Here is a 26,158-nt window from a genome sequence, read left to right as displayed (position 1 = left end):
AGATGATTCAGGTGGGGCTATTGTACGCCGTGAGGATAGGCAATGCGCGCGGCAAGGCACTCAAGTGCCAACACCAGGGCAAAACCGCAGCTCACGTCAGTCAAAAAGTGTGCACCGATCACGATACGGCCAAAGGCGACGAGCGCCGCGACCACGGCAGCGACCCAAAAGACCACGCGGCGTCGCGACGGCTTTTCCGTAAAGGCCGCCGCGGGAAGCCCGGCGAGCATAAGGCCGATCGCCGCGTGCGCCGTGTGTCCGCTCGCAAACGACTTAAAGCCGTCCTTGATCACGCCGGCGGCGATATAGCTCCACTTGTCGGGATTGCCAATCACCCACCACGGCTGAAAATTGAGCCCCGGCGTGACCTCGATCACGCGCATGCGCGGGCGCGACCACAGCGGCTTGACGATCACGTTGAGGATGATGGCCTGAGCGACCCACACGGCAAGCACCATCAGCGCCCAGCGTGTGAGCTCGTCGGAGTCGGTGTCGCGCGTGAGGCGATAGGCGATGAGGTTGGCCGCGATGACCAATGCAAACGTCAGAACCAGCTGAACCGCGATGAGTTTGCCGCCAACCTTCAGGGACGAGACGATCTCGTAGCCGGCCAGGCCAACGTTGACGAGGATGCCGAGCACGGCGAGCCATTTGCTCCCCCTGGAGTCGGGACGCACCGCGCGCACGAGCATGACGCCCGCGATACTCGCCGTCAGCTCGAACGGCAGCTCGCCAGCGGCCTCGATAAAGCGACCGTACATGCTGCCGATATTGAAGAGCGCGCTCGAGATCTGATAATCGAAGAAACTGCCCACGCCCAGACAAAGGCACAGGACAACCGCAATGGCAGCGGCGTCTTTCTTATAGATGTACCCGAACATGCTTTCCTTTCCATCGGGCGAAGGGTCAACCCGCAACGTGGTGGGACAAAGTTATCAGTAGTTTTGTCCCAGGGTCGCTTGCGTTGACAGGCTCGATGCGACTATCGCACCTGGGACAAAAACTACTGATAACTTTGTCCCACCGACTTACTTGTTAGTCATCGTCAGTAGCGCCCAGCTGCTGCAGCAGCATGAGTGTGGCCGCCACGGGGCCGGCGCCGTCGTTGGCATCGAGACCGCGACCCAGGCCGCTGCCCGCACCGGCGCCCGCCTTATAGGGCACCGACAGCTTGCGGCTCTTGGGGAAGTTCACCGCGCCGTACCGATTCTTAAACTCAAAGGCCACCTTCTTGGGCACGTCGACGCCCAAAAACGTGATGCGTCCGCCGCTGAGCGTGACGCTCTCGAGCCCCAAGCGCTCGCCGCGGATACGGATACGCGCGCGGTTGAACAGATTGAGTCCCGCCAACGGCAGCTCGCCATGCGCGGCCTCGGTCTCTTCCTGCACCTCGTCGATGCTCTCCAGGTCCTCGGCCGCTGCGAGCTTGCGGTACACGAGCACGCGCTGGTCCACCGCCGGCAGGTACTCCTCGGACAAGAAGTAATCGGCCGGCAGATTAATACCCACGCTCGCCGCCTCCACGCCGGCGTCGTCATCGCCGCGCGCCTCGGCCACGGCCTGGCCCAACATCTGCGTAAACAGATCAAAGCCCACGCTCGACAGGTTGCCGTGCTGCTCAGCGCCCATCAGCGAACCGGCGCCGCGAATCTCCAGGTCGCGCATGGCGATACGCATGCCGCTGCCCAGGTCCTGGAACTCGGAAAGTGCAGTCAGGCGCGCCGTGGCCTCCTCGGTGAGCGGCAGCTCGCCCGGGAACATAAAGTACGCGTAGGCCTGCGTGGCAGAGCGACCCACGCGGCCCTTGAGCTGGTAGAGCTGTGCCAGACCCAAGCGCTGCGAGTCCTCGATGATCAGCGTGTTGGCGGTCGCGTTGTCGATGCCGCTCTCCACGATGGTCGTGGCGATGAGCACGTCGATCTTTTTGGTCGCGAACTCAATCATCACGTCCTCGACCTCGCGCGGGCTCATCTTTCCGTGCGCCACGCCCATGCGCGCCTCGGGCGCGGCCTCGTGCACGCGCGCCACGGCGTCGTCGATGGTCTTGACGCGGTTGGACACGTAGTACACCTGGCCGCCGCGGCCCACCTCCAGGCGAATCGCCGCGCTCACCACATCGGGGTCGTACTCCCCCACGTGCACGATCACGGGACGACGCCCAGTCGGCGGCGTGGTGATCAGGCTCATGTCGCGCACGCCGCTCGTGGCCATCTGCATGGTTCGCGGAATAGGCGTTGCCGAAAGCGTAAGCACGTCAATCTGCTCACGCAGGTTCTTGAGCTGCTCCTTGTGCTGCACGCCAAAGCGCTGCTCCTCGTCGATGATTACCAGGCCTAGGTTCTTGGGGTTCACATCGGCCGAAAGCAGACGATGCGTGCCGATGAGCACATCGATCGTGCCCTCGGCAAATGCCTTGAGCGCGCGCTTTTGCTGCGCCGGCGTGCGAAAGCGGCTGAGTACCTCGACTTCAAGGCCAAACGGGGCAAAACGCTCAAAGAACGTCTCGTAGTGCTGCTGGGCCAGAATGGTCGTGGGGCAGAGCACCATGACCTGGCGACCGGAGTCCACGCACTTAAACGCCGCGCGCAGGGCGACCTCGGTCTTGCCAAAGCCCACGTCTCCGCACAGCAGGCGGTCCATGGGCTTGGGCGCCTCCATATCGGCCTTAATGTCAGCGATGGCCTCCAGCTGATCGCGCGTCTCGTCGTAGGGGAAGCTCTGCTCCATCTCGATCTGCTCGGGCGTGTCGGGCGGGCAAGCGATACCGGTAATCGAAGAGCGGCGCGTATACAGATCGACCAGGTCAAACGCCAGCTTTTTGGCGTTCTTGCGCGCCTTGTTGGTGGCGCGCGTCCAGTCGGCGGTGTTGAGCCTGGTCAGGCGCGGCTTGTCGCCGTCGGGGCCAACATAGCGTGTGATGCGGTCAACCTGCTCGAGCGGCACGTAGAGCTTGTCGCCGTCGGCATATTCCAGCAAAAAGTAGTCGCGCTCCTTGCCGCCCACTTCCTGGCGCGCGATCTCGCTAAAGAGCGCGATGCCGTGAGTGGCGTGCACCACGTAGTCGCCCGGCTTAAACGGAAACGTGATCTGCGTAATGTCCACCTTGCGGCGGCTGCGCGCGCGGTTGGCGTCCATGCGGGCGTTGAGGTCGGCGATCGAGAACACGGCCAGGTTGGCATCGGGCACCACCACGCCCTGCGGCAAGGCGGCATCGACAAAGGTCACGCGTCCGCGCGAGATGGTGGGCACGGTGGCGCCGGCGGCAGCCTGGGCGGCACCTGCCTCGAGCGAGCGGGCGTTGAGCGCGTCGGCCTTGCGTTCGCGAATTGCAGCATGAGCATCCTGGCGGACAGCACGATCGGCAGAATCCGCCGCTGCCACGCGCACACGGTCGCCAATAGCGCCCGCGTTTTCGGGCGCGGCCGTCAGCGACTCCTCAAAAGTAATACCCTCATCGCCAAAGGTGAGCTCCATCGACTCGCGCGCACCGCGGTCGGGGATGGCAAATACGCAGGCATAGCGCTTGCCCACGACCTCCTGGATGCGCGTCATAAAGCGATTGTCCGAGCCCGCGATGGCCGGCTGCTCAATCTTGAGCTCTGCCGTCACCGCACCGCCGGCACGAATCAAGCTCACGTAGTTAAGGCGCTGCTGGGCACCAAAGTCGAGTTGCTGGGCACGCACGTACAGGCCGTCCAGACGGTCGACCCCCGCCTCGCCGGCACGTGCCTCGATATCCTCGTAGGCACGCAGGCAATCGTCGAACAGCGAGCGCGGCTCGGACAGCACCACGAGCGCCTTGCCGCTCACGTGCGCCAGCGGGCTCACGGTCTGGCCGTACATCACCGGCAAAAAGCGATCGAGCTCGGGCGTGACGATGCGCGCATCCACCATCTCGAGCAGCGCCGCCAGTTTGCTGTCGTCCTGGCTGGCACGATAGAGCGCCACATGCATGTTGTGGACGGCGTCGTCGGTGAGTGCGAGCTCGCGACAGGGGAAAATCTCGATGCTGTCCTCGTTGCCGATGGTCTGGCCCGTGGAACCCACCATGCGGCGGATGCGGTCGATCTTGTCGCCGAAAAATTCAATGCGCACGGGCGCCTTTTCCTGCGCGGGAAACACCTCGACGGTGTCGCCGTGCACACGGAACAGGCCGGGCGCGTCGGCGGCGCCGGCATTGGTGTAGCCCATGCCCACCAGACACTGCGGCACCTCGTCAAAGGGAATCTCCTCGCCCACCGCAAAAGTAGTGGACTCCCAGTAGCGACTCTCGACCGGCGGCACGCAGCGCAGCAGTGCGCGGGCCGAGGCGACCATAATGCAGTTGTCGCCGCGCACGATGCGCCCGAGCGCCTCGCAGCGCTGCGCCACCACGACGTCGTCGGGCGCCTGCTCGCGCCACGGATAGTCCTTGCGCTCGGGGAAGCGGCACACGTGCGCCAGCCCCACATAGGCGGCAAGGCTGCGGGCGGCACGATCGGCCGCGTCCTCGCCGCTCACGATATAGACCGTGGGGCGCGGACGACGCGCAAACTGGGCGGCCGCCATGAGCGTACGGCCCGACTGCGACACGGCCAGCGTCACGTCCTCGCCGGCATCGAGTCCGGCCTCGACGGTCTGCAAGGCCTCGGCAGTGTAGAGCTGCGCGGCTATACGGTGAATGAGCATGCTGTTCCTCCGGCATCGCAACGCCAAAAGCCCGCCGGGGCAAGCTCGGCGGGTCGTACGTCAAATACATTGTCTGTCATGGTAGCGCATGGAGAGGACTCCAGCTCAAGCGTACGCCCAGCCCCGCAACAAAAACGCCAGACGGAGATGCGTTCCGCCCTACCCCGCTACGCGCACGCTGGGGCACAAATCTGCCAGCGGACACTCGTCACACTTGGGTTTGCGGGCGTCGCAGATCTCGCGGCCAAAGGTGATCCACTGATGGTTGACCGACTCCCAATACTCGTGCGGCAAAATCTTGAGCAGATCCTGCTCGGTCTTGAGCGGTTCCTTGGCATGCGTCTTGGGACTCAGCATCAGGCGGTGCGCAATGCGGTTGACGTGCGTGTCCACCGCAATGCCCTCTACGATGCCATACCCCACGTTGAGCACGATGTTCGCCGTCTTGCGTCCCACGCCCGGCAGCTTCACGAGTTCCTTCATGTCGGCCGGCACCTCGCCGCCATAGTCGGCGACGATCATCTGCGCGGCCTCGACGGCATGCTTGGCTTTGCTCTTGTAGAAGCCGAGTGACCTGATGGTGTCCGCCACGTCAGCTACGCTCGCCCCGGCCATGGCCTCGGGCGTGGGCCACTGGGCAAACAGCCGCGGCGTCACCTTGTTGACCTGCGCATCGGTCGTTTGTGCCGAGAGCAGCACCGCGATCAGCAGGCGGAAGGGATTCTCGTGGTCCAAAAAGCACTCGACCGGGCCATAGCGACGGTTGAGGCGCTCACACACCTCGATGGCGCGCTCGCGCTTGGCGGCATTGGTCTCGCGTGGCATAACGACTCCTCGGCTCAACGGCACAATAAACTTATGGGCACAATTGTCCCACGTCCGAGACGCTTACGCCTCCAAGAATGCGCCGGTCTGGCGGCCCCACAGGCTCGCGTACTCGCCACCCGCCTCGACAAGCTGCGCATGCGTGCCGTCCTCGACAATCTCGCCATCGGCCAGCACCACAATGCGGTCGAGCGCCGCCACGGTGGACAGGCGGTGCGCCACCACAATGGAGGTACGTCCACGCATCAGGTTTTCGAGCGCCTCCTGCACCAGCGCCTCGGACTCGCTGTCGAGGGCAGAGGTCGCCTCGTCGAGCACCAGAATCGGCGCGTCGGTTAGGATGGCGCGGGCGATAGCCACGCGCTGACGCTGGCCGCCCGAGAGCTTAACGCCGCGCTCGCCCACCATGGTGTCAAAGCCACGGGGCAAGCGGTCGATAAACTCCAGGGCATTGGCCAGGCGCGCGGCCTCGCGAATCTGCTCGTCGGTGGTGTTGGGACGACCGTAGGCAATGTTTTCGCGAATGGAGCGGTGAAACAGCAGCGCCTCCTGCGGCACGTAGGCAACCTGGCGGCGCAGGCTCTGCTGCGTGCAGCGCGAGACGTTCTGGCCGTCCACGAGCACGCGGCCGCCCTGCACATCGTCCAAGCGCAACAGCAGCTTGGTGAGCGTCGACTTGCCCGAGCCCGATTTACCCACCAGGCCCACGCGCTGGCCCGCCGCCACGTGAAGCGTCAGGTCGTCGAACACGTTCTCGCCCGCCGCGGCGTCACGATATGCAAAGCTCAGGTGCTCAAAATCAATCGCACCTTCGGTCACTTTAAGCTCGGGAGCGTTCTCGTCGTCTGCCACCAGACGCGGCTCGTCCAGCACGCGCGTCATCTCGGCCGCATCACCGAGCGCGCGGTTGATGCGCTGCATCATGGAGCTTACGTAGTTCAGACGCATGGTGAGGTTATAGGTGTAGGTAAAGATCATGACGAGCGAGCCGGCCGAGATGCCAAACCACGCGTTGCCGCCCGCCACGAACACACTCACCACGGCCATGGTGATGACGATAAGGCCCGAGGTCGTAAAGTTGCGCTGCATCATGGCGTGCATCGAGACCGTCTCGGCGTCGCGCGCGGCACGATCGGCGGCGTCGAACAGATCGCGTTCAAAGTCCTCGCGCCCGCAGGTCTTGACGGCCAAGATGTTCGTGACCGCGTCGGAGAGCACGCCCGAGAGCTTGTTCTGGGCGGCGGACGTCGCGGCCGAAAGCGGCATGATGCGCTTGTACATAAGCCAGACAAACGCGATGTAGACGACCATGATGCACACCAGGATCACGGTAAACGTCGGCACCACCGGGGCGAGTGCGGCCACGGTGCAGATGACCGAGGTGATGGTGGGGATGAGCGAATACACCGTCACGTCGACCAGACCGGTGTAGCCGCTCATAAAACGGCTTGTCTGGCTCACAAGCGATCCGCCAAAGCGGCTGGTATGGAATGTCATGGATTGGTTGGAGAGTGTGTCAAAGCACAGGCGCGCCAGGTGATAGTTGCCCGCGATCTCGAGCTTGTAGACGGTGTAGTCCTGCAGCTTGGAGAGGATCTGGCCCACCAGGTTGACGAGCACGAGCGCCAGAATGTAGGGACCGAAGACCTCAAACACCTGGTCACCCGCCACGGGACCGGCTTGAACGCGGTCGACAATGAGGGCCATCACATAGGTATTGGCAAACGTCAGCAAAAAGATGTAGCCCGCCGACGAGAACACCGAGAGAAAGACAATCAGCGGCTGCGTGCGCGTGACATCCCAAAAACGCTGTAGCGTGCGGCGCACGGTGGAGCGTTTGAGCGGGCTGGTGCTTCTCTGAGACATGGGCTTCCTTTCGCGTCTGATAGGGCGAAACGCCATTGTTGCACATTGAAGCGCACTTCAGGCAAGCACGATGCGAAAAGCAGCGGGGCATCCGCGTTTGCGCCGGCGCCCCGCCGTCTTGTTGCAATTAGTCCTCGTCTTCTTGGTCTGTGGGAAAGCCCGCGGGCGTGAGCCCCAAGATCTCATCGGCTTGGCCGGCGTCTTCCAGCGCGTCGATGTCCTTGAGCTTGCGCTCCATGACGTTGGTGCGCGTGGTAATGATGCCCTCGACCGTTTTGCCCGCGGTCTCGATCTGCTGCTGGACGCGGCGCAGCGCCTTTTGATAGCGCGGCAGCTCGGCCTTGACAGCGGAGAGCACGCGCAGTACATCGTCGGTGCGTTTTTGCAGCTTAAACGTTTGGTAACTCATCTGCAGGCTGTTGAGAATGGCCGCCATGGTGCTAGGGCCGGCAACGTTGACATGATAGTCGCGGCCCAGGGTCTCGATAAGCCCGGGGCGGCTGACGACCTCAGCGTACAGCCCCTCAAACGGAACGAACATGATGCCAAAGTTGGTGGTCACGGGCACGCTCAGATACTTTTCGCAGATGTCCTTTGCCTCACGCTTGACCATAGCGTCAAGCGTCTTGCGCGCGGCGGCGACGGCATCCGCGTCGCCCGACTCCTGGGCATCGAGCAGATGCTCGTACGCGTCGCCCGGGAATTTGGAGTCAATCGGCAGCAGTACGGGGTCGCCCTCGTCTACCGGCAGCTTGACGGCAAACTCAACACGCTCCGAGGCGCCGGGCTTGGTGGCAACGTTTTCCAGATACTGATCGGGTGTGAGGATATCCGCCAGGATCGCGCCCAGCTGCACCTCGCCCAAAATGCCGCGCGCCTTGACGTTACCCAGCACGCGCTTAAGGTCGCCCACGCCAGTGGCGATAGATTGCATGTCGCCCAGGCCCTTGTACACGGCCTCGAGCTGGTCGCTCACCTGCTTAAACGATGCAGACAGACGGTCGTTGAGCGTGCGAGAGAGCTTCTCGTCCACCGTCGCACGCATCTGATCGAGCTGCACGTTGTTGTCTTTGCGGATGGCGCCCAGCTGAGCATCGACCGTCTCGCGCACCTTGTCCAGGCGATGCTCGATGCCCTCGCGATTGGCGCCGAGCTGTTGGGCCGTCTCACGGCGCAGGTCATCCATCCGGTCACCAGCTTGCGAGAACTCGCGTGCGATGGCCAGGTAACGTTGCTGCTCCACGGCCGCATCGGTCGTCTGCTGCTGCGCGATGGCATTGGCCGTGCGGCGTGTTTCGGCCAGCGCGACGTTCAGGGCATCGAGCGCGTTGTTGGCCTGCTCGAGTGCTGCCAGCGTTTCCGCGCTACTGTCGCCACGCTCCCGCAACTCGGCACGAAGGCCCTTGAGCTGCAGGGCACAGGCCGCAGCGACCCCCACCGCCACCAAAGCAATCACAATAAGTGCAATATCAATTGCAGACATAAACTCCGCCCAACAAACCCAATCGATCATCAATCAAAACCGCGATCAATCTTACCCCGCCACACACACGGATCACTCACTGCCTTGCAGACAAATTTCTCTTAGAGCCGCGGACGCTAAAACGCAAACTCTCCCAGCCGGCGCGGATGGTTGTTATGACGTCATCTAGGCGCTGGCCCAGGGCCGCTAGATGTTGGAGCACCTCGTTGGGCGATGCACCGTTGAGGATGCACGTGAGGGCATACGACGCCAGAAAGATGGCCGCAAGCCCCAACGGGATGAGCACGATCATCGCCAACGTACGCAGGCGCTGGGCCCAGCGACGGCGACGCGCACGATGCTTGTCGAACGCGAGCTCCTGCGCATATGAATCTTGCTGTACGGAATAGGCCTCTGGCGCCGATTCACACCCGGGCACAGCTGCAGGTACAGCAGCGGGCACGACGTTTTGCACGGGCGCCTGGTTGGCAACCCCTTGCATTTGCATCTCCATGAGTCGTTGCTGCTGACGCAGCATGCGCTCAGCTTGTTGCTGCGGAGTCTCAAGAAACAGATCCATGCTGGCCTCCAAAATCGGAGCATTCGACGCTTACGACCAGCATCCCGCACCGCCATGACCGCGACAACGCAATCGCCGGCAATAGCCACAAAGTTTCTTTTGCTCAAAAGCTGTCGAAAAGCTCAACAACTCCCCTACCAGCACTTTCTCTGAGCTTTTTTCGCCAACAATCTTTTGGCCTTCCACCCTTACGCCAACTGACCAAAATCTAACCAATAGCTTGACGAAAACTGTGGAGACCGGGACCCCACAAAAACGTGCCGCCCCAAAAAGGGGCGGCACACAACCTTTTTTATCAGCTTTTCTGTATCGAGCACGCGACGACCCAACGCCGGAGCACAGGGCGGGGAAATACCTTTGCCTCGCGCGACCCTGCGGAGCCGTGAGCGGGAGGGAAAGGTATTTCCCCGCCCTGCGCTCCGCAGTCCACGTTCGTATCGGCGCTAGTAGTTCACCACCTGCTCCTCAAAGTACGCCTTGGGGTGGTTACACACCGGGCACACCTCAGGTGCCTCGGCACCAACGTGCAGATGTCCGCAGTTCAGGCACTTCCACACCTTCACGCCCTCACGCTCAAACACCTCGCCCGACTCGATACGCTCGACGAGTTTGTTGTAGCGCTCCTCGTGAGCCTTCTCGACAGCAGCGACGCCGCGGAACTTTGCGGCAATCTCGGCAAAGCCCTCTTCCTCGGCGGTCTTGGCGAACTCGTCGTACATCGTGGTCCACTCGTAGTTCTCACCCGCGGCGGCATCGCGCAGATTGTCCAGGGTATCGGGGACGGCGCCATCGTGCAGATACTTAAACCACAGTTTGGCGTGCTCGGACTCGTTGCCAGCCGTCTCGGCAAAGATGTTCGAGATCTGAACGTAGCCGTCCTTCTTTGCCTTGGAGGCATAGTAGCGATACTTGGTGTGTGCCTGGGACTCACCGGCAAAAGCGGTCTCGAGGTTCTTCTTGGTTTGGGAATTCTCAAAATCCATAGGTGTACTTCCCTTCAACGCATGCCGCCCGTAGGCTTCGAGCGGCCTCGTCTTTAGGATGCCCTCATGTCGGAAATCTAAACCTTACAATCCTGTTCTTCAGATTTCCACGGGCTAAATGCTCAGCCAGCGATCGCCCTCGGCTCGGCAAAAGCCCTCACGCTCCAGGTCGGCCAGAATGCCCGCGACAAGCTCGCGCTCGACCGGCCCGCGCCCAGCCGCCGCTTCCATATCGTTAACGCCCACCACGGCATCAGCAAGCGTAATCCCCGCCGGTTGGCCATCGCGCGCTGCCAGCAACATGCGCACGATATGCGCGCGCTTTTGGCGACGTGAGCCCTCAAACTTTGATTGACGGCTATAGCCCGCCGAGCGCCTGGACGGATTGGGCAACGTCTTTTTTAGATATGCGCCGTAATCCAGCAACGCGTAATACCACGCACGTGGCGTGTCGGCATCATCGAGTGGCACGGCAAAGGGAGCGATCTCGTCGGTCGCCGCACCGGGGACCGCCGGACAGGCCGCCTGAATCAGCGGCACCAGCTCGCGGTCGGGAACAGCCGGTACATCGGGAAAGAAGTGATGCAGAAAGACCGTGCGCACGTTGGTCTCCAGATACACGCCTGGAAGGTCAAACGCAAACGACCGGATACCTTGCGCCGTTGCCGGGCCAATACCAGGCAGAGCGACCAAGTCACGCGTCTCACGCGGAAACTCACCGTCCCAGTCCTCCACAACGCGCTGAGCGGCCTTGTGGAGCGCCAGAGCGCGTCGGTTGTAGCCCATGCCCTGCCAAGCGTCCAAAACGTCCGAGGGCGCCGCCTGCGCAAGTGCCTGCACAGTCGGAAAGCGATCGAGCCACGCCGGCATACGCGTCTCCACGCGTGGCACCTGTGTTTGCTGCAACATGACCTCGGAAAGCCAAATGATGTACGGATCGCGCGTGCGGCGCCACGGAAGGTCGCGATAACGCAGGACCCCTTCCGAACGAATCATCGAACGAAAGGGGTCCTGAATCATGGCTATACTCCTTATGCGGCGCTATTCCTCCCGGTAAGCGCACGCGCAGGTGGCGTACTCGGGAAACGCTTCGCGGTCGGCGAACTTGGGATCGACGGCCGGGAACTGGCGGTGAGCGACGATGTCGCCGAGCGAAACGGAATCGAGGTAGTCGCGCATCAACGCCTGGGCTCCGGCCCACAGGGGATGATAGCAGCACGCGCCCATGCGCGCACAGTCACCATCGGGCGCGGTGCAATCGTTCATAACCATAGGGCCCTGAACGGCCTCGACGACCTGGCGGATAGTGACGTCGTCCGGACTGACCTTGAGACGCATGCCACCGTGGACGCCACGCAGGCTCTCCACAATACCGGCCTGGACCAAACCGTGCTGAATCGAGCGGGCAAACGAATACGGAACATTGACCTCTTCGGCAGCGGTGCGAACAGAAAGCAAACGCTCCGGATCCTCGGCAAGCATCGCCAGCATACGAAGGGCGTAATCAGTCTTCCTCGATATGCCCATTTTTCCCCTTTCAAGGAATACGAACAGCTCGAACGAGCTCCGGGGCCGAGCTTGTGTCGAGACGCTAAATGACCGCTAGGACATCCAAATGATAAATAGGATATCCACTGAGTGCCGCGCTTGGAGCGAAATGCATCAGATGCGGCCTACAGTGCAATTTAGTATAACCTAACCCCCTGTCTCGTTGAACAGGTGTTGCGCAACAAAGCTGTTGTTCAGACAGATATACTTATTCGATTTTACTTGCGTTCCCGAAGGCGCGGGGATTCTGGGCGAAGATGCACCAGGGCGATCGTTCTATCGAAACAAAGTGCATCAAACGCAAAAAGCCACGTCCGAAGACGTGGCTTTAATTGCGTTGGCGGGAAGTACGGGGCTCGAACCCGCGACCTCCGACGTGACAGGCCGGCGCTCTAACCAAACTGAGCTAACTCCCCAGGCAGTCGTTCGCGTTTGTTTCCACTCGCGTGCGCTGCGGGGATTAGTATACACAGAAGTCTGTCCGGCGCGCAACAACTTTTTTGAAAAAATTTTTGGGGCCATCCGGGAGGGTCTCCGGGGCTGGGGCGGGGGTTAAGTTTGCTGCTCTACAGTCCTGCGCAAGACGGAAAGCACATTAAGTGCTTTCCTTTGCGTGCGGAACTCGCGACAAACTTAACCCCCGCCCCCAGCCCCGGAGACCCTCCCTGCCGTCACATTATTCAACCAGTTTTGCGGGCGTGCGCCGCTGCGCGGCTAGCCCGCGTGCTCCTCGGCGGGGTTGGTCTGATTGTTTTTGTTGAAGCTCTGCCTTTGGCTCAAATGGAAACGGGAGACGCATCTGCATCCCCCGCTTTTGTTGTGGTTACTCTAGATCAATAAATTTGATGCTTAGGATCTTGCCGTCTTTTACTAGCATTCTGGCCATGGTGGGGCCTCGGGTGCCTCTGGGGTAGCTGGCGCTGCCCGGGTTGAGGACTAGGCAGCGGCCCACCTGGGCTTCTTTGGTTACGTGGGTGTGGCCGTTGATGGCTACGTCTACGGATCCCACCGGAAGGTCTTCGCGGTAGTGGGCTACGGCAAATTTGAGGCCTTCGTAGGTAAAGAGCGCAAGACGGTCTACATCGGGGCCGTAGTCGCGGTAGTAATCGTTGTTGCCCAATACGGCCCGTACAGGGGCGATGGTGCACAGGTGCTCGTAGTCCATCTCTGACGTGAGGTCGCCGGCGTGGATGATCAGGTCTGCGCCCTCAAGCGCATCCAAGAGCGCAGGCGATAAATAGCCGTGGGTGTCCGAGATGATGTCGATACGCTTGGCGCTTGCACTGTTCATGGGATCCCTTCCGCAAAAAACGATTCGGCAGATACATACAAAAAAGGCCCCACGGCTCCGCAGACGATGGGTCTACAGGGCTGCGGGGCCAGTGCGCTAGAGACTCAAGGCCTTCTTGAGCGGCACGACGCGGCGGCGCGAAACCGGCACGCGTTCGTCGACGCCCGTAATGCCCAGCTGGATGGCGCCCGAGGGCACCGTCTCGACGTCCGTAACGCACGCCAAGTTGACGATATAGCGGCGGTGAACACGGAAGAAGCCAAAGTCGCAGAGCTTGGCCTCAAACTGCGCCAGCGAGGTCGTCGACAAAAAGCGATCATCGACGGTATAGATGCAGGAGTAATCGTCCTTGGCCATGATAAAGCGGATGTCGTCCACGGAAATGAGCACCTTGCGGCCGCCCTTTTCCACCGGGATACGCTCGATGGTCACTTTGCTGTCCGTAACCGGCTTGGCGCGTTGCATGACCTTCTCGATCGCGCGATCCAAGCGAGCTTCCTCGACAGGCTTCATCAGATAATCGACGGCATCGACGTCGAATGCCTCGACCGCATGGTCGCTATACGCAGTCACAAACACGATCGCCGGCGGATTTTTGAGCTTATGCAGCGCCTCGGCAAGTTGCAGGCCCGAGGCACCGGGCATCGAGATATCGAGAAACACGACATCCACGCGACTTTCCATAAGCATCTCGATGGCGGAGCGGACGCTCGACGCCTCCGTGATCGTGCCGATCTTGCCCGTTTGCTCGAGCAGGAAGCGAAGCTCCGAGCGAGCCGGCGCCTCATCATCCACAATCATCGCACGCAGCATAGGGATAAAACCTTTCGTCAACTAACTACGCCGGGCATCCGTCGCATGACGTTGAGCCCGTAGCCTTTTATTTTACTCTTGAATGTCAAAGATGCTCTCTGACAAATCAAGATGAAGAAGCACTTTGGTGCCCTTGCCCGGCGCCGATTCGACACGCGTATAGGAGTGCGGCCCAAAAAAGCGATGGATGCGCTCCGAAATATTGTGCATGGCCACACCGGCGCCGCCACCCTGGGGAGAGCTGGCGTCGGGACGGGCAGAGCGCTCGTCAAACAGTCTGGCGGCGGTACCCTCATCCATGCCCACGCCATTATCGGCCACGGCAATCAAGATTGCATCCTCGCCGTCTTGGTGAACGGTCACGTCGATCCTCAGGGCGTCGTCATCGCCCATACCATGACGCACGGCGTTCTCGACAATCGGCTGGATCACGAACGCCGGCACCAGCGTATCTTCCACGTCCTCGGACACATCGAACGTCGCAAGCACGCGGTCCTCGCCAAAGCGGGCCTTCTCAAAGGTAAGGTAGCGCTTGGTCTGTGCGACCTCGCGCGAGACCGGAATAAGCGATCCCGAGTTGTCGAGCGTGGCGCGATAGAACGATGAGAACTCACGAAGCAGTTCGCGGGCCCTCAGCGGGTCGGTGCGCGTAAACGATGCAATGGTGTTCAGCGTGTTGAACAGGAAGTGCGGGTTAATCTGCGCCTGCAGCGCACGCACCTCGGCGCGCGCTGTGAGTTCCTTTTGCACCTCGAGCTCGTGGATGGCGAGCTGCGTGGACAAGATCTCGGCAAAGCCCGAGGCAAGCGCGTACTGGGTACGGTCGACGGCGCGCGGGGTCTTGTAGTAGAACTTGAGCGTGCCGACGGTACGATCGCCCACCTTGATGGGGGCGATAATGCCGGCGGGGACTTGGTTGTGCGAGCCGTCCGAGCCCACGACATCCACCATACGGTTGAACGACTGCACGATGCCATGTTCGATAACGTAGCGTGTGGCAAGCGTGTGGATGGGAGAATCTGGCAGTAGTTTTTCCTCAAACTCGCCCGCGCAGGCAAGCACGTTGTCCTCATCGGTGATGGCCACCGTCATGGCGCGCGTCTCGGGCAAAATGCGCTGGCACACCAAACGCGCCGACTCCTGTGTCAAACCGCCCTTAATGTCCTCGAGCATGGCCGAGGCCACCGAGAGCGTCTCCTCGGTGTACTGGGAGCGCACCGAATCGGGATTGAGCGTCAAAAAGATAAAGATGCACAGAAAGATGCACAGCAGCGCGCAGGCAATCACCGTGGCAATCGGCTCGATTCCGGTCGCCAGGGCAAAAATAAAGTACACCAGCACGCAAATGGCGCAGGCAACGGCAATGATGCGAAAGATTGATATTGAACTATCGCGCTGGGCGCGGCGGTCGATCATTCGGCCCCCTCCAGGATACTGATCAGTTGTGCGTCACGCCAAAGCCCGTCCATGATCTTGGGCCAAAAGCTCTGGAAACGCAGGTAGCTTGCAGCGTTTTGGCGTGCATAGGCCTTTGCCTCGTCGATACCATGGCGCCAGATGCGCAGGTAGCCCTCATGCTCGCGGGTAAACACGCTGCGGACCATAGCGGTCTTGCGCACGCGGTCGTCGAGCTCGCGCGAAATCCACGGGCCCGGGTAGGGCATGAGCGATGCCGCCGTAACGGGAATGAGCTCCTTTTGATGCGCGGCGAACGTCAACTTGGCCCGTTCGTAGTACCAACGGTATACATCCTGCATAAAGCGCGGTGAGCGCTTTTCGGACTCCGGAGGCAGATGGCGCACGGTCCACTCGTTATCGAACCACACGTCGTAGCCAAACATGCGCATGTTAAAGAGGTAATCCAAGTCCTCGCCGCGGGTGATAAACGGGTCAAAGGCCACACGCGTAAAGGCGCGGGCGTGCAGGGCCATCAGGCCGCCGCACACGTAGTTGGAGCGCGAGATGCGGGTGCCCGAGAGCGCCTTTTTCATCCAACGGTTGAACTCGATGCGCTTGGTCCACCAACGATGGCAGATGCCCGCCTTGTCCGTGGGAGCCAACGGCGAGCCGTCGCGATCGTAGAAATAGCCGCTCTTGACCAAGATCGGCAAGCCCTGACGCGTCTGCTGCCCCAACGCATAGGTCGCGCGCTTCATAAAGTCGGCGTCGATGACAGCCTCATCGTCATCCAAAAAGATAACCGCGTCATGCCCCAGCACCGCAGCGCAGGCCAGCCCCATGTTGCGGATGGCACCGTAACCTCGCAGGCTCACGCACTCGCCCGAACCCTTGGGCGCGATCTGAGCAACCCGGTCTGCGATGCGCGAGGCCTGGGTGTTGGTGACAACGGTGACCTTGAGCGTGGGATGCGCGTCGACAATCTCGTGCACGCGCAGCGACACATCGGCTGTGGCAGAAACGGGACAGACCACCAAAAGGATGATGCGCGGGATGTCGCGCACCTGCTCAAGCGAGGCCAGGCAGCGGTCGAGTTCGGGATTGTCGGCGTTGAGTCGTGTCGAATGGTCATAGGTGCCAGGGGCGTTTGCGCGAGCGTCATCGCCCGCCCAATACGTTGGAATCACGACCGTGGCGTTCATGCCTTACCCTCCCTGCAACACAAAAACGGGACGCCGCCAAACACAGGCGACGCCCCGCGACCTAGCTGACTCCATCATACCCACTTGGGCTAATCATTGTTCGAAAGTCAGAATGTTTATTGCGGATAACCCCAAAAGAGTACCGTGGACAGGCACAATAGCCGCTCACTCCTATGCGGCATGCTCTGCCGCCCGAGTCATGCGGGACAGGCGGACCAGCAGCATAAAGCCAACGACCAGCAGCACACCAATGGAAAGGACGCCCAGCGACGGGTTGCCGGTCAGCGAGGTGACGATCGACACCAGGAAGGTGCCCATAACGCTTGCATAGCGGCCAAAGATGTCAAAGAAGCCGTAGTACTCGTTGGACTTTTCCTTGGGAATAATGCGGCCAAAGTAGCTGCGGCTGAGCGCCTGCACGCCGCCCTGGAACAGGCCGACCATAATGGCAAGCACCCAAAACTCAAAGGCGGTCTTTAGGAAGAACGCGGCGAACAGCACAATGCCCATATAGGCGGCGACTGCCACCAAGATCATGTTGAGCGTGCCCACGCGGCCGGCGAGCTTGCCGTAGATGATGGCGGACGGAAAGGCCACGAACTGCGTGACGAGCAGCGCCAGGACCAACTGGGTCGAATCGATGCCCAAGGCCGATCCGTAGCTGGTTGCCATGGAAATGACCGTGTGCACACCGTCGATGTAGAAGAAGAACGCGATCATGTAGACCAGCACGGTCTTGTTGTGGGCGATCTCGCGCATGGTGTGTCCGACCTCGGAGAACACACCGCCCACGATGTGGCCGATGGTGTCCTCGGGACCGCGCTCGCGACCGTACTTTTGCTTATAGGTGCGAATGAGCGGCAGGGTAAAGATGAGCCACCAGGCACCAGTGATGATAAACGACAGACGCGTTGCCAGCATGGTGGGGATGCCAAGAGCGGGGCCACCCATGATGAGCGCCAGGCAGATGACGAACGGCACGGTGGAACCGATGTAGCCCCAGGCATAACCCGAGCTGGACACGGCGTCCATGCGCTCGTCGGTGGTAATGTCAGGCAGCATGGCGTCGTAGAACGTCATAGAAGAGTTAAGGCCGATGGTGCACAGCACGTACACGGTCAAAAATGCCATGGCGGACATTGGGATAGCCTGCGCCAGGCAAAGCACCAGGCCCGTGAGGAAGAAGCCCAAGAAGAACTTGATCTTGTTGCCGGCGTAGTCGGCAAGTGCGCCCAGAATGGGCATGAGCATGGCGATGACCAGCGAGGCGATCGTCTGCGCATTGCCCCAAGCGACCACCAGGTCGGCCGAGGAAGCGCCGGTATTGATGGCGTTAAAGTAAATGGGCACCACCGAGGTATTGAGCAGCACGAGGGCCGAATTGCCCACATCGTACATAACCCAGTTACGCTCGAGCTTGGTGTATTTCATGGACAGGGACCCTTCGTATTTGCCCGATATGCAGTTAGTTCATCGTACCCCAATTGTCCAGAAGCACCGGTAAGGATTCGGCAAAGGGGCACGCATGAGCCCTATTCCTCGCGGTCGAACTCCTCATCGGCATTGAGCACGCGACCGCTGTAATTGACATGGTTGGTCACGGCTTCCATATCGCCGGTCTCGATAAAGCGGGCAACCGTGCACTCGTAATCGAGCAGCGCGCGGTCAAAGACCTCGGGGAAGCTCTCGGTCGAGACTTCATCGGTAAAGGGGTTCTTCCATGCCAAGTGGCCCAGGTTGCCGGTACGCTCGGGCAGCTCGGTCGTCACGCGGTGCGCAAGGCCGTCGAGCAGCGAGTAGTCGTGCACCAAGCCCTCAACCAGCGAGATCGCGCGCGTCTTTGCGGAGCCGGCCGGCTCAATCGCGCGGTAAAGTCGCTGCATATTGGCAACGGCAGCACCGTACTCCCCCGCCGGAATGTCAATGCCGTACACGCGTCCGGCAACATAGCTCATCAGCACGCCGGCCACGCGATTGATGCGATCGGTGGTGACGATCTCGCCCGCCGGCGGGTAATCGTCGACCGTAGCGCCATCGCGTTTAAGCTGCAGCATCAGTACATCCAGGTCGCTCTCGATCACGGCATGGACCTGACTGCTCGAATCCTCAAGCTCTGAATCGGACTCCACGATGCCAAACTGCTGCTCATAGACAAAGGGGTGAGCGTTGCGGTCGAGCACGTAATGAGACAGCAGGCCCAGCGCAAAGGCACGACCCAAGCTGGCATCGCGCGGCAGCAGATGCGACACGCCGTCGCGCAGGCACGCGAACTGGCGAGACATGCGCGACCGATGCATGACCTGCGCCAGCAGCGTGCAGTCGGAAACACGCGGTGTCAGAATGTGAAAGAAAAACGGGTCGGGGCCTTGGTTGCCCAAGATAAAGGCAATGCGCTCTTCATCGGACGTGATGACGCCCTGCGGAAGACGGTCGATGCTTTCCTCGCCAAACAGATGATGGGTGATAAGCGCGGGCATAATGATCCTTTCGATTTCATTCGATGCCACCCATTATGCCCACCGCGCGCCCATGCCAAACCTGCGATGGTAAACGACAGCACGCAAGCCTCTTACGCAAGCCCCAGGTGCGACTTGACCTCGGCGGCACGACGACGGGACACCGGTACCGTCGAGTTCACGCGGTCGAGCCTGAGCTCCATCAACCCCGTGGAGCCAATCTCAACATTGTGCACGTCTTCCAAATTGACCAGGTAGCTGCGATGAACGCGAATAAAGCCCTCGGAGTCCAAGCGACGCTCGAGCGAAGAGATCGACTCATTGATCAGGTACGTTCCCTCGGCGCAGATGGCGTTGCAAAAATCGGCGCGCGCCTCAAAGTAGCAAACGTCTGCGGCGGGAATGAACACCTTTTTGCCCCCGCGGTCCACCGTCAGACGCAAAGGCTGGCGCGGAGCGTGGACAACACGACGGGCACCCAAGGCTGCCTCGATCTTGTCGAGTGCCTTTGACAGGCGTGCATCCTCGACCGGCTTGACGATATAGTCGACCGCATCGAGGTTATACGCATCGGCGGCGAACTCGGCAAACGCCGTCACAAACACAACCACCGGCGGCGTCTTTAAGTTCTGCAGCGTCTCGGCAAGCTCAATTCCCGAGCGGCCGGGCATCGTGATGTCCAAAAACAACACGTCGGGCTTGCTCGAGAGAATCGACTCCACGGCCTCGGTGACATTGCCCGCCTCGGCAATATGCCCCACGCGCGCGTCCTTCTCCAATAGATAGCGTAGCTCAGCCCTGATGGGAGGCTCGTCATCAACCACCAGGATGTTCCAGCCCTCGGACATGTGCGCTTCCTCTCTCTCCTCAATATACTCGCGTGCTACGCCGTCAACGGCGCCGGCTCATGCGGCTCGCCGTTCAGCTCGACGATAACCTGCGTCCCCACGTCCTCCTGGGACTCCACGCGCATGCCGGAATCTTCTCCGTAAAAGAAATGGATACGCTGAAGCACGTTGAAGAGCGCCAGGCCGCAACCTCGCTTGATGGAGCCGTCGGCGGTAATGCTCTCGGGCTCCTCTCGGCGATGCTGCTCAAACAGATGCGCGCAGACTTCTTCGCTCATACCGATGCCGTCATCTTCGACGATGATCTCCAAGCCGTCATCGGTCTCAAAAGCCCTAACACGAATAGAAAGCGGCTCGGTCTCGCGCTGCGCGTGCTTGATGCAGTTTTCGAGCAACGGCTGCAAGATAAACGGCGGCACCATGCAATCGCGCACCTCAAAGTCGATATCGACCGAGACGCGCAGACGGCCGTCGCCATACCGGGCCTGCATAAGATTGATATAACGGGTGCCCTGTTCCACCTCGTGCTCGAGCGTGGTGAGCGTATCGGAGTCAGAAAGCGTCTGACGATAGTAATTGGAAAAATCGATGAGCAGCGATCGCGCCTTGTCGGGCTCGGTTCGAACGAGCGACACGATCGTGCTGATGGTGTTGAACAGAAAATGCGGGTCGACCTGCGACTGCAGGGCCCGAAGCTCCACGCGGGCTGTGAGCTCGTCCTGGCGCTCGAGCTCAAAGCTGGCGAGCTGCGTGGAGATGAGGTCGGCAAAACCCGAGGCCAACGCCGTCTGGCGCATATCGATGCTGCTCAGGCGGGGATAGTACAGCTCGAGCGTACCCACGCAATGCCCGCGCACGGTAAGCGGCGCGACAATGCCGGCGCGCAGGCGGGGAAAATAGCCGCCCGTCTCATTGGAGGCGTCGCGCGAAAATACACTCTGCTCGCCGGACTCGATCACGTTGAGCGTGGTCTTGAGCACAACCGGGGTGCCGGCAGGGCACTTTGCCGAGTCCTCGCCCCAGCTTGCCAACACCTGTTTGCCATCGGTAAAGCAGATGGCAGAGGCGATGGTCTCGGACAGGATAATTTTAGAGGCGCCCAGGGCCGCTTCGGGCGTAAGGCCTCGCGACGTATAGGCGAATATTTTCGATGCGATGGCGAGTGTGCGGTCGGTAGCGCTCGATGTGAGGTCGTCGGGGACCACAAAGACATACGAGAAAAAGAAGCACAGCATGACCAGGCCGGCAATAACGACAACGCCCGGAACGGGATTGGGATTATCGGTTAAATCCCAGATAAGCAGCAGGATAAGCGCCGGAACGACAATACCGAGCAGGATGGCCTGAACCACATGCCGGGCCGTACGAAAGACCTTGGTAGAGTTGTAGCTCTTGCCCAGAATCAGCCTGTTTAAATCCACCGTCATCCCCTCTTGTCCTTAGCACCCATAGCAATAAAGAGGGCCGCAAGCGACCCTCTCCATTGCATTATGCAATCAAAAACTGTGTTTTACATCAAGCCATCGACAAACGGTATCTTAGGCGCTGTATTTGTTAGCCTCACCAAAAGTGCCAGCCTCGACGATCCAGCCATCCTTCATGATGACGTCCATGTTGTCGGTGTTGAGCACGTGGATGTCGGCGGCGACGTCACCGTTGACAACCAGCAGGTCGGCGCACTTGCCGGCCTCGATGGAACCGGTCTCGTCCTCGATGTGGCACATCTTGGCACCGTTGAGGGTGGCGCAGGTGATGGTCTCGACCGGAGTGAAGCCGATCTTGTCGACGAACTCGTACATCTCCTCGATGGAGCAGGTGCCGTACGGGGTGACGAAGGAGAAGGAGTCGGAGCCGATCGTCATGACGACGCCGCGCTTCTTGGCCTCGCGCAGGCAGTCGTAGTTGCGCTGCAGCTCCTTCTCGACCAGGGTGCCCTCGTACTTGTCGTGCAGCTCGGGGACGTAGACGGGCGGATAGGTGGCGTACCAGGTGGGCAGGAAGGCGATCGTCGGGGTGAAGAAGGTGCCCTGCTCGGCCATGAGGTCCATGGTTCGCTCATCGATATCGAAGCCGTGAATCAGCTGCTCGCAGCCAAAGCGAACGGAATCGTAGGCAGCGGCGTGGTTGTTGTAGCAGTGGCTCCACACGGGGATGCCGACCATCTTGGCCTCTTCGACCACAGCCTGGATCTCCTCGGAGCAATAGTGCTGGTCGCGACCGGAATCCCAACGCCAGATGCCGCCACCGGTAGCCCAGATCTTGATGGCATCGGGGTTCTCGCGCAGGCGACGACGGACGGCCTTGCGCAGATCCCAAGGACCGTCGACCTGATCGCCCCAGGGGTGCGATTCCTTGTTGAGCTCCTGGCTGCAGTGGTGGGAGTCGCCGTGGCCGGCAACGCGGCAGAAGCCAAGGCCGGTGGCCAGAACGCGCGGGCCCTTGAAGACGCCCTTGTCGATGCAGTCACGGATCTGGATACCAAAGCGGCCGATCTCGCAGACGGTGGTGAGGCCGTGGGTGAGGCAGTCGTAGGCCTGCTTGACGGCGACGGCCTGCTTCTCGAGGAGTGGCTGCATGACCCAATCGGTGTCATCGTCGGTCAGGTTGCCCGAGAAGTGCAGGTGGGTGTCGATCAGGCCGGGAAGGACGGTCTTGCCGGCGGCGTCGATGACCTCAACGCCCTCGGGAAGGTCCTGCATGGCGCCGGCGTACTCGATCTTGCCGTTGTCGTCGACGAGAACGAGGGAGTTCTCGACCGGCTCGGCACCGGTACCGTCGATGAGCTTGCCGCCAACGATTGCATACTTAGTGGACATGGTTCCTCCTTATGGATCCATATAGTGGGCGAGGCCGCGTTGGGTTAAGGCCTCACAAAACTACCCAAGTGGTGCCGGGTTCGGTGCGCGGGAGAGAGGGCCCCGCGCACCCGATCCGCCCCGGCTAGGCGTTATTTTTTGCGGGAATTGGTGAAGGCCATGAGGGCCAGGCCAACAGCCAGCCAGCCGATCACGATGCTCCACTCCACCATGTTGAGGGAGGCGGGAGAGAACGGGATCACGAGCAGGCCAATGATGACGGCGCAGGCAGCGACAGCGAGGCTGATGCCAAACTTGCCACCGGGCACCTCGTAGGGACGAGGCAGGTCGGGCTCGGTGAAGCGCATGCGCAGGCAAGCGAGGGCGACCATGCCGCAGGAGAAGATGAAGGCGAGAGCCGACACGTTGGTCAGAGGGATGAGCATGTTCTTGCCCAGGAACGGACCGACGACGGTGATGACGCCCAGAACGACGCAGGCGAGCTTGGGAGCGCCGGACTTGGGATCGACCTCGGCGAACTTCTCGGGCAGCTGGCCCTTGCGGCCCATGGCGAGCATGATGCGGCTCGTGGCGCCGTAGAAGGAGTTCATCGGGCCCATGGGTCCAAGCGTGGCGATGACGAGCATGGCCAGGTACAGGAGCATGTTGATGCCCTTGAGGCAGGCAAGCGCGGGAACCGGGCTCTTAACAAACTCATGCCAGTCGAGGATGGTGCCGAACGAGTAGATGCAGACCATGTAGAAGCCGCCGGCGGCCAGCAGGGCCAGGGAGATGATCTTACCGAACTTGTTCCAGTTGAGGCCCTCGGCTGCTTCCTCAGCCTGCTGAGGAATGGTGTCGAAGCCGGCGTAGAAGAACGGGGTCAGAACCAGGACCGACACGATACCGGCGAACAGGCTGGTGCCCTCGGTAGCGGGCTTGCCGCCACCAGCACCGGTGACCTGGGAGAACACGGGCATGGCGTTGTCCGGCGAACCGGTGAACAGCGAGACGCCCATGGCGAGCAGCATGCCGCAGAGCAGGGCCTTGGTCAAGAAGGCCTGCAGCTTGGCGGCCGAGCTGGCACCGCGGAAGTTGAGGAAGATGACGTAGGTTGCAAAGCCGAGCGCGATCAGCGTCGGGAACAGGTAAACGTCGGCGCCCAGGATGGTGTAGAGCTTGACGGCGCGCAGCCACTCAAGGCCTGGCAGGCTGCCGAACATCTCGGACACGAGAGTCGAGATGGCGATGGCCTCCCACGGGCACAGGATGCCGTTGCCCAGGGCCAGGAGCCAGCCGGTGATGTAGCTCATCGTACGGCCAAAGCTACGATCGACATACTCGACGATGCCGCCCGAAATGGGGATAGCAGCCGTGAGCTCACCGAAAACAGCTCCGACGGGCACGAGGAAGATTGCGCCCAAGAGGAATGCAATCATAGCGGGAACGGGACCGCCGCCCACGACCATCCAGTCGCCGACCTGCAGAACCCAACCGGTACCGATGATGGCACCGAAACCGATGGTGAAGAAGTTCCAGAGCGAAAGCGTTTTCTTCATGCCGCCGTTGTCCTCGACTGCAACTTCTGCGTTCTTGTCCGCCATTGTTCCCCTCCTTTCCTTTTTGACGCCCCCCGGCGTCACCCCTTGCGCGACCTGTCTGACCGCGCGCTTTTATTTCGTGGCTTTAAGATACGGCCTTGGCACAGCAGCGCCGTCCAAGGCTCGACCGAAGGCAGAACTGCAAAACGAGCGGCGCCGTTTTTGGGACGAACGGCGGGAGACGTCATTCGTCTTGGACGCTTTCATCTTGTCTGCTTTTGAATACCTGTTGCCGTGACGCGTGGCGCGCGGCGCGGCAACGTTCATACCATTTGTCAGGCTTTTGGCGCACATACCCATGTGTCGCGCATCTTTTTATGTAGGATAGACAAGTTACACACGAGGCAAGGTGATTCGAATGGCATACGGATACAATGACGGCGACCAACGGCCACAAAGCGTGCGCCTTGCCGGCCGCACCACGCCAACGCCCAGAAGCACCTCCGACAACGGCAACCAGCAGCGCCCCCAAGAGCAGCCCGGGGCTTCTTCTCGGCAACAAAGCCGTACCGTGCAACAGTCAGACCGCGTGAGTACGAGCACACGCCAACGTCAGACCGACATATCGCAGCCGCGCCGCTACGATCGCCGTAAGACCGACTACTACGTTAAACGCTCCTTTTCGCGACCTCAACGCGATCGCGGCAATTCCGCCCCTCACCCCGCGTCGCATACCACAAGCCACGTGCTTCCGGCCCGCCGCCTACGCCTTGCGCTTTGCTCCATTGCCGCCTGCCTCGTCTTTGTGTTTTTGGGATCCTGTATCTCCCACGGATCAGCCGGTCTTGAGCCCACTGCCGAGGACAAGCTGCTTAAAGCTCCCGTCGCACCCGGCTACTCATTTGCTTTTTCGACCCCGCGCTCGCAGTGGAGTGCCGGCACCATGCCCCACATCTACCAAATTGACCCCGCATGGTCGGAGCTGCCCTATGCCGGTGGCACTATTCGCGAAAACGCTTGCGGTCCCACTTGCCTCACCATGGTCTATATTTTTAAGACCGGCCACACCGATATGACGCCGGTCGATATGTGCGCCCTTTCCGAGGCGGGCAACTATGCCCCCACCGGCGCCACCGAATGGTCATTTATGACGCGCGGCGCATGGCAGCTGGGCCTTAACGGAACGGAGCTCCATATCGATCGCAGCTCCATCACCCAGGCGCTGCGCTCGGGTGCGCCCATCATCGCATCGGTTCGCCCCGGCACCTTTACCAGCGTTGGACACTATATCGTGCTCTGGGGCATCGACGATGCCGATCAGGTGGGAGTCTACGACCCCAACTCGCAAAGCCGCAGCGCTCGCCGCTGGGGCGTCGTAGAAGTCCTCAACGAAATCGAAGCCATGTGGGCCTACTACTAGTCATTGGGCACTCATTGCACTCATTGGGGACAGACTTAAATGAGTGGCCCCAGACTGCCCGGAACTGCCGGCACGGAAGGCACATCCCGCTTTGAAGTTCGATAGCGGGATGCGCTTTCCGTTAGCGGCCTGCTTGGGAAACTGAGAGCCACTTTTCGGCATATTTCCGGGATGCATTTTCCGGTTGAGGGCCTCAAAGGAAACTGCACCCGTTTTGGACTACTCATTTAAGTCTGTCCCCAATGACTAGGTGAATAGCAAAAGCCCCGCAGTCGGAGCGGACTGCGGGGCTCATGAAGAGAGGCTAGTTTGTGGGCGCTTTGCCTGGCGCCCACGAGAGAGGCAACGGAGTAGGGACTACTCGTGGATGCGGGTACCGGAGAGACCGGCCATGGTCTCGGCGGCCTTGTCCAGGGCGCCGATGATGCAGGTGCGGCCCTTGCGGGAGCGGGCGAACTTGAT

20 protein-coding genes, 1 tRNA gene and 1 pseudogene are annotated in these 26,158 nt (G+C 61.0%); 1 reads left to right on the top strand and 21 read right to left on the bottom strand.

Annotated elements, in window-relative coordinates; translation table 11 throughout:
- Positions 1–17: 17 nt before the first annotated feature.
- The 20 genes from PMW70_RS02120 to PMW70_RS02025 all read right to left on the bottom strand — a co-directional run bounded on the left by PMW70_RS02120 (position 18) and on the right by PMW70_RS02025 (position 24,339).
- Positions 18–881 carry a phosphatase PAP2 family protein gene (locus PMW70_RS02120; protein WP_271743748.1) on the bottom strand — a complete coding sequence of 288 codons (864 nt, stop codon included), beginning with the start codon at positions 879–881 and terminating at the stop codon, positions 18–20.
- Positions 882–1,035: 154 nt separating this feature from the next.
- A complete protein-coding gene (gene mfd, locus PMW70_RS02115; RefSeq protein WP_271743747.1) occupies positions 1,036–4,668 on the bottom strand; it encodes a transcription-repair coupling factor in 3,633 nt (1,210 codons plus the stop codon).
- A 159-nt stretch (positions 4,669–4,827) separates the two neighbouring features.
- Complete coding sequence (nth, locus tag PMW70_RS02110; RefSeq protein ID WP_117839838.1) at positions 4,828–5,493, bottom strand: endonuclease III; 666 nt, start codon at positions 5,491–5,493, stop codon at positions 4,828–4,830.
- A gap of 63 nt (positions 5,494–5,556) precedes the next feature.
- Complete coding sequence (locus PMW70_RS02105; protein WP_117564954.1) at positions 5,557–7,359, bottom strand: ABC transporter ATP-binding protein; 1,803 nt, start codon at positions 7,357–7,359, stop codon at positions 5,557–5,559.
- Positions 7,360–7,486: 127 nt separating this feature from the next.
- A complete protein-coding gene (locus PMW70_RS02100; protein ID WP_271743746.1) occupies positions 7,487–8,842 on the bottom strand; it encodes a DNA recombination protein RmuC in 1,356 nt (451 codons plus the stop codon).
- A 76-nt stretch (positions 8,843–8,918) separates the two neighbouring features.
- Positions 8,919–9,401 carry a hypothetical protein gene (locus PMW70_RS02095; protein ID WP_271743745.1) on the bottom strand — a complete coding sequence of 161 codons (483 nt, stop codon included), beginning with the start codon at positions 9,399–9,401 and terminating at the stop codon, positions 8,919–8,921.
- Between the two features lie 443 nt (positions 9,402–9,844).
- A complete protein-coding gene (rbr, locus tag PMW70_RS02090; protein WP_055252097.1) occupies positions 9,845–10,384 on the bottom strand; it encodes a rubrerythrin in 540 nt (179 codons plus the stop codon).
- A 114-nt stretch (positions 10,385–10,498) separates the two neighbouring features.
- The gene (locus PMW70_RS02085) at positions 10,499–11,404 is read right to left on the bottom strand and encodes an HhH-GPD family protein (RefSeq protein WP_117564952.1); all 906 of its coding nucleotides are present in this window, start codon (positions 11,402–11,404) and stop codon (positions 10,499–10,501) included.
- Between the two features lie 21 nt (positions 11,405–11,425).
- Complete coding sequence (locus tag PMW70_RS02080) at positions 11,426–11,911, bottom strand: RrF2 family transcriptional regulator (RefSeq protein ID WP_271743743.1); 486 nt, start codon at positions 11,909–11,911, stop codon at positions 11,426–11,428.
- A 359-nt stretch (positions 11,912–12,270) separates the two neighbouring features.
- Positions 12,271–12,348: transfer RNA gene (locus tag PMW70_RS02075), tRNA-Asp, on the bottom strand.
- 407 nt (positions 12,349–12,755) lie between these two features.
- Positions 12,756–13,223 (bottom strand): YfcE family phosphodiesterase, encoded by a 468-nt coding sequence (locus tag PMW70_RS02070; protein ID WP_271743742.1) that lies wholly within the window; start codon positions 13,221–13,223, stop codon positions 12,756–12,758.
- Positions 13,224–13,319: 96 nt separating this feature from the next.
- Entirely contained in the window at positions 13,320–14,036 is a 717-nt protein-coding gene (locus PMW70_RS02065; RefSeq protein ID WP_271743741.1) for a LytR/AlgR family response regulator transcription factor, read from the bottom strand.
- Between the two features lie 72 nt (positions 14,037–14,108).
- A complete protein-coding gene (locus tag PMW70_RS02060) occupies positions 14,109–15,452 on the bottom strand; it encodes a histidine kinase (RefSeq protein WP_117655950.1) in 1,344 nt (447 codons plus the stop codon).
- Positions 15,449–16,636, bottom strand: coding sequence for a glycosyltransferase (locus PMW70_RS02055; RefSeq protein WP_117648129.1), 1,188 nt, complete (start codon positions 16,634–16,636; stop codon positions 15,449–15,451). Before PMW70_RS02055 ends, PMW70_RS02060 begins: the two co-directional genes overlap by 4 nt.
- A gap of 171 nt (positions 16,637–16,807) precedes the next feature.
- On the bottom strand, positions 16,808–18,067 hold the full coding sequence (locus tag PMW70_RS02050; RefSeq protein ID WP_271743740.1) for an MFS transporter: 1,260 nt from the start codon (positions 18,065–18,067) through the stop codon (positions 16,808–16,810).
- Between the two features lie 101 nt (positions 18,068–18,168).
- Complete coding sequence (locus tag PMW70_RS02045; protein WP_117634430.1) at positions 18,169–19,113, bottom strand: zinc dependent phospholipase C family protein; 945 nt, start codon at positions 19,111–19,113, stop codon at positions 18,169–18,171.
- 92 nt (positions 19,114–19,205) lie between these two features.
- Positions 19,206–19,940 carry a LytR/AlgR family response regulator transcription factor gene (locus PMW70_RS02040; protein ID WP_271743739.1) on the bottom strand — a complete coding sequence of 245 codons (735 nt, stop codon included), beginning with the start codon at positions 19,938–19,940 and terminating at the stop codon, positions 19,206–19,208.
- A gap of 35 nt (positions 19,941–19,975) precedes the next feature.
- Positions 19,976–21,361: a sensor histidine kinase gene (locus PMW70_RS02035; RefSeq protein WP_271743738.1), complete on the bottom strand. Its 1,386-nt coding sequence runs from the start codon at positions 21,359–21,361 to the stop codon at positions 19,976–19,978.
- A gap of 117 nt (positions 21,362–21,478) precedes the next feature.
- Entirely contained in the window at positions 21,479–22,756 is a 1,278-nt protein-coding gene (locus tag PMW70_RS02030; protein WP_117633809.1) for a metal-dependent hydrolase family protein, read from the bottom strand.
- A 131-nt stretch (positions 22,757–22,887) separates the two neighbouring features.
- On the bottom strand, positions 22,888–24,339 hold the full coding sequence (locus PMW70_RS02025) for an APC family permease (protein ID WP_271743737.1): 1,452 nt from the start codon (positions 24,337–24,339) through the stop codon (positions 22,888–22,890).
- A 355-nt stretch (positions 24,340–24,694) separates the two neighbouring features.
- On the opposite strand from PMW70_RS02025, the gene PMW70_RS02020 reads away from it, so the two are divergent.
- Positions 24,695–25,696 (top strand): C39 family peptidase, encoded by a 1,002-nt coding sequence (locus PMW70_RS02020; RefSeq protein ID WP_271743736.1) that lies wholly within the window; start codon positions 24,695–24,697, stop codon positions 25,694–25,696.
- A gap of 357 nt (positions 25,697–26,053) precedes the next feature.
- Here the strand turns inward: PMW70_RS02020 and PMW70_RS02015 are convergent.
- A pseudogene (locus PMW70_RS02015) lies at positions 26,054–26,158 on the bottom strand (carbamate kinase); the annotation flags it as partial.

The organism is Collinsella aerofaciens (genome assembly GCF_028209625.1).
GTDB lineage: Bacteria > Actinomycetota > Coriobacteriia > Coriobacteriales > Coriobacteriaceae > Collinsella > Collinsella aerofaciens_AM.
Note: the sequence above shows the minus strand (reverse complement) of the source record. Positions and strands in the feature narration are given on the sequence as shown.